The organism is Pseudovibrio sp. Ad5, from assembly GCF_001623095.1.
GTDB lineage: Bacteria > Pseudomonadota > Alphaproteobacteria > Rhizobiales > Stappiaceae > Pseudovibrio.
The window spans coordinates 1-14050 of the sequence record NZ_LMCH01000024.1 but is presented as its reverse complement, the minus strand read 5'-3'; the positions used below and the strand labels follow the sequence as shown (position 1 = coordinate 14050).

The following is a 14050-nucleotide window of genomic DNA, read 5'->3' as shown; positions in this document are numbered from 1 at the left end:
GGTTCTGGCTCAAATCGCTGATCACAAGATCACCCGCCTCAACGATCTCATGCCGTGGTGTTACGCTGCTAAGCCAGCGTAACAGGGCCTATTTCCGTTTTGTAGGTCGGGTTCGCCGGACGCACACGTTTCAACTGTAGGTCGGTGTTTTTAGGCTCAAAAATGGAGGAAGTAAACAAAGCCTCCTTAGTTGATCGAGTAGCCTGAATGAATTTCCCTCTCGGGCTCTCACAGAACCGGACGTGAACCTCTCAGCTCATAGCTTACAGCAATAGGGCCATCAAATTCTTTTTGTTGCAGCGATCTATTGAGCCACTTACAAGCCGCCGTTGTATCACTAGAAGGCATAATGAATATGAGACGAGCTGTATGAAATAAGCGCTGGCAAATAAGGTGAGACCACCTACCAATTACATTAAATCGCAGTGCCTAATCTAAAATTGCGAGCAAATGATATGTAGGTTGAGGGATCTGTATGCTTCGATAACTATTGTCGATAAAAACATACAAGCAATTTTGGATCTTCAAGTATTATATCTAGATAGTGAAGCAATTATATCTCAACACCTGAGGTGTGTGAAGTAATGATAACGAATGCCCGATTGCTTCCAGCCAAGTTGTTCAAATTTGAACAAGTAAACCTTTATTTTCCACTTTGGCACGCGAAGTTCGGCTGTGTAGTCGTGCATAGGCTAAACGCATCAGCGTGAGCATGTTGTATGAGTTGGTAATAATTAGCCATGCAGCCGGCTAACTCAAATGGCCTCACAGCAAATTACATCATGTCCGTGGACATTATCGAAAGGACAAACCATGGTTTTACGTATAAACGATACAATTCCCGATTTGACGGTGACGACTGATCAGGGAAAACTCAACCTGCACAACTGGGTTGGCGACAGTTGGGCGATAATTTTCTCGCACCCTAAAGACTTTACACCCGTTTGCACAACTGAATTTGGTGCTGTTGCAAGACTGGCGAAGGAATGGGAAGCTAGAAACACCAAGGTATTGGGTATCTCGGTAGATGGTGTTGAAGACCATAAAAAGTGGAAAGGTGACATTGAAGCCGTTGGCGGGGCCAGGCCAGAGTTTGCAATTGTTGCTGATGACGATTTAGAGATGGCAAAAGCATTTGACATGCTGCCAGCGGAATATGTGATGCCAGACGGTCGGACGCCAGCAGACTCTGCCACAGTACGTTCAGTGTTTATCATTGGACCTGACAAGCAGGTGAAACTTATGATGACCTATCCGATGTCTGTTGGTCGTAATTTTTCCGAAATATTGCGTGCTTTGGATGGCCTGCAAATGTCTGCCAAAGGCGTTGCTACCCCAGCTGATTGGCAGGTAGGACAAGATGTGATTGTACCGCCAGCGGTTAGCACGGAGGATGCTCAAACGAAATTCGGTGTGGTGAATACCATTTTGCCATATTTGCGCACTGTCCATGCGCCACGTTAGCCTCATTTGTCTGATCATGTTTTACTAAGCTAAGCGATTATGAACCTCGGAAGAAATATTTACCGAGGTTCTTCTCTACTTATTTCTTAGTGTATGATTATTCCAAATTTTATTCTGGTCCTAGAACACACTGAAATTGGCCGTTCTCTAAGATCAACTCAGTTTGGATGTCATTTCTCTTGAATATAATCTTGGCGCAGACGCGCTATATCTAGGATCTCGGTCTTTTAATCTCGAAAATCGACGATATTACACGGAAGCTGCAATATCAGAAAATCTCCCAGTTTTTAGGGCATATGAGCAAACGGTTTGCGGCGGTTTGGCCGCTATGTCTATTTCTAACAGTTTCAAAATGTGGTCAAATTGGCAGCTTCACAAGCCTACACACTTCTGTTTAAAGCGCAGCCTCCTGTGGCGTTTTCTGTTTGGGGCTCGCGATCATTAGCATCACAAAGATTGCTCAATGATAACTGTATTGGCTTAAGAGTATTCGTAGCTCTGACAGGCGGCAGGTTAGCTTACTTCCAAATGACCTGCGTCGAATGTCTTTGTACTGCTTCTCAGCGGTATTGCTGACAGGCCTTACAATTTGCCTGGTTACTCTCTCCTGCACAAAAGATGATCTACTCACTTGGCCTTGATGACAAACACAGTGGCCTAGTCAAACACAAACAGGTGGTCGTTCTTCCGGCACTGCCATCAGTAAATCATGCGGCACATACAGCTTCTTATGCACAGTTTATCCTACATTTCAGCCACTGAAGTGTCCTCCAACAGAGCCTGTGTTCCTCCTCCTTCACCTCATAGCTAATAGCAATAAGGCCTTCAATTTCTTTCTGTTGTGAAAGTCCAGAGTCTAATCCATTTCTGCAAATGAAATTGCCGAAAAGTTGGATCCTAGAGGAAGGGTGAGCAATGCAGCTTTCAGATTACAATACTCAAATTAGGAACCTATCTCAGACCTTTACCTGGGCAATTCTGGTTTTGGGTGCTTTTCAATTTCTGCTCGGGATTGGGGTTTTAGGACAGAGGGCAACGGAGATCGATGCGGCGGGCTACACGCGCTTCCATGCATATTGGGGGATGGGACTTTTGATCGCCATTCTTGGAAAGCTTATTCTACTTTACTTTGTAGAAAAGCGCAGGCTTCTTAAGAAATCGCACCATTGGTTTTTTCGCCTATCAATCACAGTGCTATTTGCTCTCCTTGTAATTTTGCCTCTCGTTGGTGGAGTGAGAGTGCTTGTAAATGAAGTGCCTAGCAGTTCTTTGGGACTTACTGTGGCGAGTTGGGTGCATGGGGAAAGCGTAAATTTTCTAGCCGAGTTGCACACTACACTGGCTTATGCGCTTGGGTGTGCCACAATTGTCTACGGCCTGAGCTGGGCGGCAAACTACATTCACTCTGTAAACAGAGAACTGTCCCACATTGTTATAGAGGATCCATATACTTAGAGGAGGAGCTCCGCAATAAAGCTACGCCGGAAACTATATCAAGTTTCATTCAACGAAGGGCAACTGTTACTCCATTTGAAAAACAGCATATCTCCGATTGAGTTCCAAGCAGTGTCACTGGCGACCCTTGCATTTTGCCAATTGCTCACTCCCGCTCAAAACGCTGACCCACTCGCTTCGTTTATGACAACCTTCGCCGCCTCTAAGACGTTATGCAGCTCGTGCAGTCTTGTATCCAAGATTTGCTCAACATTTTGGCCACTGATGTACCTCGTAAAAGAGACCGCATTCCTCCTCCTCTGCCTCATCGCTAATAGCGATAAAGCCTTCAATTTCTTTCTATTGTGAAGGTTTAGGAGCCTAAGTATTTTCAGCCGATGAAGTAATTGAAAAGTCTACCAAAGATGGGCCGAGCCGGATGAAATGAGCGACAGCACATAGCAAGAGACCATCTCTAATCTGATGCAGTTGCTCATTTTTTCTCTCCACCACTTCAATCCGAATGAGTGGCAGAGACCGTTACGCATGAGCGCGTCGCCCACAAAAAGTGTTCATCCGAACCGGAAGCACTTCGCAGGTACCATTTTGCGCCTTTTCGAGAAGCCATACCAAAAGCTGACGAGTGTTCCTGAACAAGCACCGACAAACTCCACGTCATTTCACGTCAAAACGGTCAGGTCTTGAAGTGTGATGAGTACATCAAAGAATTAGAACGAAGAGTTCCGATAACCACATGACTACGCCCCCGACAACAGTATGTTACAAGCACTTTCTGAACCGTCTGAAGTGCGGTGGACGCATGACCAAAATGGCCGGAGTAACAGCAAGTCGAGCGCCCTATGTTGCAGCTGCGGTAATTGCATCAGGGCCTTTGGTGTTGTCCGGAGCAACAGGCGCCCTTGGGCAGGCTTGGGAAGGTAACCACTCGACCGACTGGTTTACTGAGGATAACTGGTCTAGTGATATTATCCCGAATAGTACACATTATGTTACCATTGATACCACAGCACCCAACCCGACCACTGTAACGAATAAAACCACCAACGGAACGGCAGAGGCGCAACGTCTATATGTCGGCGTCGACGGCGATGGCACTCTGACGGTGTCCGATGGTGGCGCGGTGAGTAATACGCACGGCTATATCGGCCAAAACAGTGGCTCAACCGGCACAGTTGAGGTGACCGGCATCGGGTCAACCTGGGACAATTCGGTGGATCTGAGTATCGGTCACTATGGTAACGGCACTCTGACGGTATCCGATGGCGGCACAGTGAGAAGCGCGTTCGGTTATGTCGGTTATCAAAGTGACTCGACTGGCAGTGTTGAAGTGATCGGCACTGGGTCAATCTGGAGCAATTCGAACAGCATTCGTATCGGCGAAAGCGGAGATGGCACACTGTCGGTATCTGATGGCGGCGCGGTGAGTAGCTCGAACGGTTACATCGGCGGCGACAGTGACATAACCGGCGGAGTTGAGGTGAGCGGCACCGGGTCAGCCTGGGACATCTCGAGCGGCCTGTTTGTCGGCGAACAAGGCGATGGTACTCTGACGGTATCCGATGGCGGCGCGGTGAACAATCAGTACGGCATTATTGGCGGCGGCAGTGGCTCAATCGGCACAGTTGAGGTGACCGACACCGGGTCAACCTGGGAGAATTCGGGCAATCTGTTTGTCGGCCTCGGCGGCGAAGGCACTCTGACGATTTCCAAAGATGCAACAGTTAGTGTGTCTGGAGCAACTAAGCTGGGCGCTCATTCAACTGGTTCTGGCGTTTTGAACATTGGTGCGGGCAGCGGTGAAACGGCTGCTGCAGCCGGGACGCTTGATTCCGCAGCGGTTGAATTTGGTGATGGTACCGGGGTGATCAACTTCAATCACACAGATAGTGACTACACCTTTTCTGCGGATGTCAGCGGGAATGGCAGTGTCAATCAACTTTCCGGCACCACAATTTTGACAGGAACTAACACTTACACGGGCGACACTATAGTTTCCGGCGGTACCCTGGAGTTGCGCGGCGGGAGTGTTTTGACCGACACTCAAGCGCTGAGGGTCGGCTATGCCGGTACCGGCGCATTAACCATTGGAGAGGGCAGTGAGGTTAATAGTGGATTTCTGAATATTGGCCGCGTGTCGGGCAGCGTGACAGTGACGGGTTCAGGGGCTTCGTTAGATGTTGCAACTAACTCTACAGTTGGTGTGTATGGGACCGGAACGCTGACCATCTCCGATGGCGGCAGGGTTACCAATGGTCTGAGCAGTGTTATCGGTGGGGCTGACGCCACAGGTGCCGTGACTGTGACGAATGACGGATCCGTCTGGGAGGCCGGAACTCTCTTCGTCGGCCAGTATGGTGCCGGCTCCCTAAAAATAGAGAATGGCGGCAGGGTCACTTCTGGTCTCGCCAACATTGGCTTTGACAGTGCCAGCTTCAGTGGGACCAGTTCGGGTATTGTTACAGTGACGGGCGGAGGCTCCGTTTGGGAGAGCAGTAATCGTATAATCGTTGGAGATAGAGCGCCCGGGACGCTGACGATCGCAGATGGCGCCATCGTGGATGTAGATGGTGATGTCGAGCTGGCCGTCGACACTGTTTCACAAGGCACACTCAATATTGGTGCTGCTGCTGGCGAAACTGCGCAAGCAGCAGGCGTTCTGGAGGCCGCAGCGGTTGAATTTGGTTACGGTGCCGGGGTGATCAACTTCAACCACACGGATACCGACTACACGTTCTCGACTGCCGTTAACGGGAATGGCAGTGTTAATCAGCTTGCTGGCACCACCATCCTGACCGGCATCAACACCTATACCGGCGGCACCACCGTTTCGGGAGGAAGGCTGGTTGTTAATGGCTCCATTGGTGATGTTACAGTCAACGGCGGTAGCCTTGGTGGGTCAGGCACGATTGGCGGATCGGTGTCCGTTGCAAGCGGAACGATTGCAGCGGGTAACAGTCCGGGTAGGCTGACGATTGGCGGTGACCTTAATCTGACCTCCGCATCCGTTCTGGATTTTGAGCTTGGATCTCCATCCGGCACAGCAGGCGTAGACAGTGACCTCATCGCCGTTGGCGGTGATCTGACGCTGGATGGATCGCTCAACGTTACCGATGCAGGTGGCTTTGACGCCGGGGTCTATAACCTGATCACCTATGGTGGCAGTTTGACCGATAACGGTCTGGTGGTGGGCACCGCGCCCACGGGCTTGCTTTACAACGTGCAGACAGCAACAGCCGGACAGGTCAATCTTCTGGTGAACCCGGACCAGCTGAGCTTCTGGAACGGAGCGGTGACAAGTGCTGATGGAGCCGTTCATGGTGGTTCTGGCACCTGGAGCACTGCGGGAACCAACTGGACCGATGCCACTGGCTCAGCAAGCGCACCTTATCAACCAGACAGCACGCTGATTTTCCAGGGAGCACCGGGCACAGTCACAGTGGATAGTGCCGGGGTTTCAATTTCCAAGGGCATGCAGTTTGCTGCCGATGGCTATATAGTGACTGGTGGCGATATTACACTGGCAGGAGAAGCTGGATTCCGCGTCGGAGACGGGACCTCCGCGGGCGCGGGATATTCGGCAATCGTTGCATCTAACCTGACCGGTACCGGTTCACTGGAAAAAACTGATTACGGCACGCTCACCCTTTCCGGTGCCAATACCTACACCGGTGGTACAACTGTCTCGGAAGGCGTGCTTGTTGTTGATGGTTCGATTAGCGATGTGACAATCAATGGCGGCACCCTTGGCGGTTCGGGCACGATCAATGGTTCGGCAACAGTCACAAGCGGAACCATCTCTGCCGGAAACAGTCCGGGTACGCTGACAATTGGCGGTGACCTTAATCTGACCTCCGCATCCGTTCTGGATTTTGAGCTTGGATCTCCATCCGGCACAGCAGGCGTAGACAGTGACCTCATCGCCGTTGGCGGTGATCTGACGCTGGATGGATCGCTCAACGTTACCGATGCAGGTGGCTTTGACGCCGGGGTCTATAACCTGATCACCTATGGTGGCAGTTTGACCGATAACGGTCTGGTGGTGGGCACCGCGCCCACGGGCTTGCTTTACAACGTGCAGACAGCAACAGCCGGACAGGTCAATCTTCTGGTGAACCCGGACCAGCTGAGCTTCTGGAACGGAGCGGTAACAAGTGCTGATGGAGCCGTTCATGGTGGTTCTGGCACCTGGAGCACTGCGGGAACCAACTGGACCGATGCCACTGGCTCAGCAAGCGCACCTTATCAACCGGACAGCACACTGATTTTCCAGGGAACAACGGGCATAGTCACAGTGGATAGTGCTGGAGTTTCAATTTCCAAAGGCATGCAGTTTGCCTCCGATGGTTACAGCATAACTGGAGGCGATATCATCATAAGTGCTGGCGCTGATACCGTTTCATTCAGGGTTGGGGACGGAACCAGCTCGGGCACCGGTTTGACCTCAACCATTACCTCCAACCTGACCGGGACTGGATCACTGGACAAAACTGGTCTTGGAACACTCGTCCTGACGGGTGACAGCTCCTATAGTGGCGACACCACTGTTTCAGAAGGAGCGCTGGAGTTCAGGGATGGCGCCACTCTGGCCGGTCGAACTATTAGCGTTGGTGGACCTGAAACAGCGTCTCTGACCGTTGTTGATGGCAGCGATGTGTCCGCCAGTCTTTCAACCTTTCTCGGGAAAAGCTCAGGTTCTTATGGGGCTGCAACAGTGACAGGGCCTTCTTCGCGCCTGCAAACTACCAACGGCTTTTATGTCGGGCGCTTTGGAAACGGAACCCTGAATATCTTGGAGGGCGGTTTAGTTTCCGGCATGCATGGCCAGATTGGCACTTTTGCAGGCTCTACCGGAACAGTGGAGGTAATCGGAGAAGGGTCGCATTGGAAGAACGATTTCGGGTTGGATGCAAGCGGGACTAGCCTTTACGTGGGACGTTATGGGGTCGGAACTCTAACCATTAGCGAAGGTGGTCGGGTGACCAGTAAAAAAGGGGGGATCGGTTCTGAAGCTGGTTCTTCGGGGGACGTAGTCGTGACCGGAGTTGGTTCTCTCTGGGAAAACAGCCACTATATGAACATCGGATTGCTCGGAAACGGTACCCTAACGATCTCAGATGGTGGCGTGGTTGATGTGGAGAACAGCGTTTATCTGGGCAGGGTGACAGGTTCTCATGGCACGCTCAATATTGGGGCTGCCGCTGGCGACACCGCGCAGGCCGCAGGCAGTCTGGATGCCACAGCAGTTAAATTTGGTGACGGTACCGGGGTAATCAACTTCAACCACACGGATAGTGACTACACCTTCTCCGCAGATATTAGCGGGACTGGCAGTGTCAATCAGCTTGCAGGCACCACTATCCTAACCGGCACCAACACCTATACCGGCGACACCATTGTTTCCGGTGGCGAGCTGGTTGTTAATGGCACCATTGGCGATGTTACGGTCAATGGCGGCACCCTTGGTGGCTCGGGGACTGTAGGGGCTGTTGCTTTCCAATCAGGTGCTGTAGTCGCACCGGGAAACTCCGTTGGGACTCTGAATGCGACTTCTCTTGTTTTCAATAGTGGATCAACCTTTGACGTTGAATTGAACGATGGGGGCAACGTGGCAGGCATCAACAACGATCTGCTGGCCGCCAGCGGTACTGTGACGATCAATGGTGGTACGGTGCATGTGAAGCCGGAAAACGGAACCGACGATGGCTCAACCTACACTACAAATACGGTCTATACGATTATGAGCGCTGTAGGGGGCGTCTCCGGAACGTTTGATTCACCCGCACCAACAGATGACTTCGCATTCCTTGATTTTGTTCTCTCTTATGATGCCAACAACGTTTATCTGAGTTCCCAATTAGTATCTAGCTCGTTCTGCATGCCCGGGATGAGTGCTAATCAGTGCGCTGCGGGTGAGGGTGCATTCTCACTTGGCATCGGAGACTTGTTCAATTCAGTCTTGAACCTTTCCAATGCGGATGCAGCAGGAGCACTCGATCAGCTTTCAGGCGAAGCTCATGCCTCAATAAAAACAGCGCTGATTGAAGATAGCCGTTTTGCCCGCGAGGCAGCCCTCAATCGTGTGCGTGCTGCAATGGATTCCGTTGCAGCGGATGGACAAGAGCAAGTAGAAAAGCGCGTTGGCGAAAGCCTCACGTTCTGGGGGCAAGGTTTTGGGTCCTGGGGACGCTGGAGTGGAAACAGCAATGCCGCAAGGCTTGATCGGTCAATCGGCGGTTTCCTTCTAGGTGGAGATGTCCAGATTGGTGAAAGTTCCCGCTTTGGCTTTTTCGGTGGCTACGACAACAGCAGTTTCGAAGTGAATGGCAGAACGTCCTCAGCGACAGCAGATACGCTGCATCTTGGTGCTTATGGTGGCACAGAGTTTGGGCCTCTGGGGGTGCGCGCAGGTGGTAGCTATGCATGGCATGATATCGACACGACCCGTTCGGTCGCCTTCACTGGCTTTACTGAGAACCTGTCAGGGTCCTATACGGCGCACACTGCGCAGATCTTTGGTGAAGCAGGGTACCGTTTTGATTTTGCAGCAACCAGTTTGGAGCCTTTTGCCAGTATATCCTACGTCCAGTTGTCCAGCGATGGGTACTCCGAAACCGGTGGCTCTGCTGCGCTGAAGGCTGATCGCCAGACAATGGACAGCACCTTCACCAGTATCGGGCTGCGGGCAGAGACACGGGCGAACCTTGGTCAATTCACCGCGAAGTTATCAGCACAAGCTGCCTGGCAGCATGCGTTTGGCGATGTAACACCTGTTGTCAATCATGCCTTTGCCGGAGGCGATGACTTCTCCGTTGCCAGTATCCCGATTGCCAGAGATGCCCTCCTGCTGAATCTGGGAGCATCGGTGGATTTGGGACATAGCACGACCTTGGGTCTGGCATACGATGGCCAGTTCGGTTCCAGCTTCACTGATCAGGGACTCAAAGCGAACATTGCTCTGAAGTTCTGACCATTCTCCTGCCTGAGCAAGGCCAACTACCCCACATAAACCTGCCCGCCACCTGAAAACTTAGGTGGTGGGCAAGTGCTCTCCAATCATCAAAAATTCATATGCGCCATCTCTGTTAATTTGCCCCCATCCTGAGCACGGCCTTTTTCATTAGTACCGTGAACTTTGTCTAGGAAATGAAAGCAGTCTCGGGAACTCTGACAGCCTGCCATCCAGGCCGCTTCAACCATTGATAGAACAGCTCGAATGGCCGCATTTGGCCCTGTTTGCATAGATATGCGAGCGTATGTAGCGGTGTGACCATAGCTGCCATTCGCTTAATGACGGAGCTGCCTTTACAGAGCGTGATGTCGACTTAGGGTTGGCTTTAATCCGCTTGGCGCTGAGGGCCACTAGCCGCCGTTGGGCGTTTTTAGCAAGGGTTGAATCAGTTCCACCAAGAAGCTTCTTCAGTAGCTTCTGTAAACGATCTGTAACTACTCAAACGGCCCCTTTGCTGACATTCAGCCCACTTCAAAATCTACTTACTCGCCTCCCGAAAGTTGACATTGGTCGATGGTGCAGCATTTTGGGTTCGTAAGTAACTGCGAAGCGGGACAGATAGCTGACGTTCGCATCATATTTTCCAATAAGCGTTTTAGTAACCGAACGCCCCGAACAGTACGGCCTCCAATTTTCACATATTTTTGGATGTTTTCTACTTTTTAGAACGAGGGGCGGAGCCTAGGCTAACAAGGATCCGCCGGTTGAAAGATATTATTGATCACCTGATACCCACAGCGCCAGTTTACCCTTCACATGTCCTGTCTCCAGCTTTTCATGCGCACGAACCACATCGTTCAATTCGAAAAACTCGGTATTAGGAAGGCTCAACTCGCCAGCCTCAACCAAATTAACGATTTCCCGAATTTCCGCGCCGAAACTCGAGTCGTCGACAAAAGCCAAAATTTTCTCGACACCGCGTTCTATCGCTTCAGCGATTTGAGCTTCGACATCTCCGTCATCCGTCAATGTTGCGATATTAACGAGCCGACCGCCTCGCTTTAACAAGGCCACAGGATCAGCAAGCGAGGCGGCGCTTATTGCGTCGACGATCAAATCCAAGCCATTTGGAGCCCATTTGGAAATTTCGTTGCTGATACTTTGAGTTTTGTAGTCAATCGGGAAATCGGCTCCCAGGGACTTAACATAGTCCAAATTGGCGCCACTGCAGGTGGTGGCTACCTCTGCGCCAGCCCATTTTGCCAATTGAACGGCAAAACTGCCCACACCACCGGAAGCACCATTGATGAGTATCTTCTTGCTCTCACCCTTCCTGAGCGCACCTTTTTCAGCCCCGAACAGTGCCTGCCAGGCCGTCACACCTGCAGTCGGAATGGTCGATGCAGATTCCAAGGTCATATCTGCAGGGATCAGCGCAACCCGGCACTTATCGACCACGAGATACTCTGCATAGGACCCAGGCTTCCCCGCAGAAAACATATTGGTTGCGGAAGCAACTCTATCGCCCTCAGAGAACTCAGTTACGTTTTTGCCTGTCGCCACCACGACACCCGAAGCGTCCACTCCGAGAACCAAAGGGAACTTGGCGTTTGGCATCGCCGAGGCGAGGTGTCCTTCTCGCATTTTCCAATCTGCCGGATTGACCCCCGCGTAGGCCACTTTGATCAGCACGTCGTCGGCTTCAAGGTCTGGAATGGGGAGTTGCGCGATTTCGAACATTGCCGCGCCGCCCTATTGCTCAATTACTGCTGCTGTCATTGATTTTGTCATATGTCTCTCCGAACATTATTCATCTCGATCCCCAAGGGGATTGGTTTCAATCAACTGAATTTTCAATTGGGTCTGTGATTGCGCCAAGGGTCCGCTGGTGATCACGTCGAACTAGCAGTTCTTTCCTTGGCGCATTGTGACGGTTTACCTGTCAGAACCGCGTCAACCACTCGGCCAGAGCCTTGCCGATTTCATCGGGATAGTCCTCTTGAACGAAATGCCCCCCTTGGCCAAGAAACACCGTCTCAAGGTTTTTCAGGTTCTTCTGCAAATACTCGGCTTGGGCCATCGGAAGTATCGCGCCTGGATCGACGTGGAACATCAATTTCGGCAGATCACTGGCCAGCAACCACGCGTTATTTGCCGTCGCCACCTCATAGACATCTGCCGGTTCGCCAGCGATTGGAATTTCGCGTGGCCAGTCCAACAATATTTTCCGGCTCTCGGCTGTTGGGTAATAGCGGTTATACTCTGCCATAACTTCATCCGAGAGCGGTCCATTCGGGCTGCCGTATCGCATAAATTGATCCAGTAAAATGTTCTGGTTCATAATCATTTCTTCGCCAACACCGGGCGTGTTCACATTGCGTACGAATTCCGCGAAATCGCCCAGTGACTCGTAGCTTTCGTAGGGAATAAAGCCCGGCGTCATCGCCTCCATAAAGGCAATTGCGGACACACGTTCGGGACGCGTGCGCGCATAGTGCCAGCCCAGACCTGACCCCCAATCATGGATCACCAACACGGCATCCTTCAAATCCAGAGCGTCAAGAAAGGTGAACATATATTCCGCGCTGTCGGCATAGGTATTTTCAAGTACTGGCTTGTCGCTATCGCCCATTCCGATCAGATCAGGTGCAATCACGCGGTGTGTGGCTGACAGGTGCGGGATGATGTTGCGCCAAAGATAAGAAGAGGCAGGGTTGCCGTGCAAAAAGACAACGGGGCGCCCTTCGCCCTCATCAACATAAGCGATCTTCTGGCCCAGCACTGTCATATAACTTTTGTCCTGCGCTTGATGAGTGTCCGCGAATGCGGGCAGCGACATTACGGATGCGGCTGTAACCAAGGCGGCAAATTTTAGTAAGGTTCTGCGTTTCATAGATATCTCCAGTTTTCTGTTGAGCAATATCTATGTTTCAATTATCTCTATATAAATTGCATAATTTCGAACACAGTGTTCGCCTGATGAAACATAGGGGATGCGAAATGCGGTCCATCGACTGGGAAATGATGCCTTTTTTTCTGGCTGTTGCGCGCAAGGGAAGCCTGCGCGCTGGGGCTGAGATGCTGAACGCCAATCATGTTACGGTGAACCGCAACATCAAGGTATTGGAAGCCAGCTATGGCGTTCAGCTTTTTACCCGTTCTCGCCGCGGTTTTGAGTTAACCGAAGCGGGAGAGGCTCTTTTACCAATGGCGGAAGAAGCCGAGCAGGTATTTCTTGGAGCGCGTCGCCGGGTCGAAGGTTTGGATAGAACCGAAACTGGAACGATTAAATTTTCTCTGCCGCCTGCTATGGCCCTTGATGTCGTCGCGCCGATACTGGCGCGGTTTCATCAGGCCTATCCAGGCATCGATGTGGAACTGCGATTGACCGACGCGCATGAGGATATCAATCAAGCGGAAACGGATGTCTCTCTTCGAGCGGCATATGAGGTAACCGATGATGTCACCGCGCGCAAACTTTACCCCATGGCAATCGGGATCTACGCTAATCAACAGTATATTGATGAGGTTTTACCCACTGCCGGACCCGAGGGGGCCGGATTGAGTTGGGTTGGTTGGACGAAATCACGTGAAAATCCGGCGTGGCTGAAGCAATCTCGATTTCCTGCCGCCGATATTCGCTACTCCTCAAGTGAAACATATATGCACATTAGTCTTCTAAGGCAGGGATGTGGAATGTCATTTCTGCCTGTTGTTTTTGAACATATTTTCCCCGATTTGCGCCAAGTGCCAAATACCGAGATTGAATTTGATCGCACCCTATTCATCTTGCTGCACTCAGAATTGCGACGAACAGTTCGGGTTCGCAGGTTCGTGGATTTTTTGGCGGATGGCCTTGGCGAACTGAAGCCCAAGATGCAAGGGGCACTTTATCAAAAGTAGACCAAGCGCTACGAATCTGAAAACGGCAATCAAATCTTTGCCAATGACCGGCCTGTACGATGGCCAAAGTGCAGCTTCGGGTAACAGGTCTCAAACCCGACCTTGGATGCGGCGTATCATTTTATGATACAGGCCCAACTGGGCCGAGCGTGTGTGTGGACGCCCCTGGAAATGCAAGCGGTTTTTTCGTCTGATTGAGTGAATGCGGTCGAGTTCCTACGTGTGTCCGGCCTCTGTATGCAGCATCTCCTACCGCGGGCCCTTATGGATAGTACGAAG

6 protein-coding genes are annotated in these 14050 nt (G+C 51.4%); 4 read left to right on the top strand and 2 right to left on the bottom strand.

Going from position 1 to position 14050, the window contains the following annotated elements:
* Window positions 1-813: 813 nt before the first annotated feature.
* The 3 genes from PsAD5_RS12190 (at window position 814) to PsAD5_RS12180 (ending at window position 9886) form a co-directional block, all read left to right on the top strand.
* Window positions 814-1464: a peroxiredoxin gene (locus PsAD5_RS12190; RefSeq protein ID WP_041768617.1), complete on the top strand. Its 651-nt coding sequence runs from the start codon at window positions 814-816 to the stop codon at window positions 1462-1464.
* Between the two features lie 915 nt (window positions 1465-2379).
* On the top strand, window positions 2380-2919 hold the full coding sequence (locus PsAD5_RS12185; protein WP_063292306.1) for a hypothetical protein: 540 nt from the start codon (window positions 2380-2382) through the stop codon (window positions 2917-2919).
* 733 nt (window positions 2920-3652) lie between these two features.
* The gene (locus tag PsAD5_RS12180) at window positions 3653-9886 is read left to right on the top strand and encodes an autotransporter domain-containing protein (RefSeq protein ID WP_084405954.1); all 6234 of its coding nucleotides are present in this window, start codon (window positions 3653-3655) and stop codon (window positions 9884-9886) included.
* A gap of 756 nt (window positions 9887-10642) precedes the next feature.
* On the opposite strand, the gene PsAD5_RS12175 is transcribed toward PsAD5_RS12180, so the two are convergent.
* Window positions 10643-11608, bottom strand: coding sequence for an NADP-dependent oxidoreductase (locus tag PsAD5_RS12175; RefSeq protein WP_063292304.1), 966 nt, complete (start codon window positions 11606-11608; stop codon window positions 10643-10645).
* A 202-nt stretch (window positions 11609-11810) separates the two neighbouring features.
* Entirely contained in the window at window positions 11811-12761 is a 951-nt protein-coding gene (locus PsAD5_RS12170; protein ID WP_063306216.1) for a haloalkane dehalogenase, read from the bottom strand.
* Window positions 12762-12868: 107 nt separating this feature from the next.
* Between PsAD5_RS12170 and PsAD5_RS12165 the strand changes: the two genes are divergently transcribed.
* Window positions 12869-13771, top strand: a complete 903-nt coding sequence (locus tag PsAD5_RS12165; RefSeq protein ID WP_063292302.1) for a LysR family transcriptional regulator — start codon at window positions 12869-12871, stop codon at window positions 13769-13771.
* The last annotated feature ends 279 nt before the right edge of the window (window positions 13772-14050 follow it).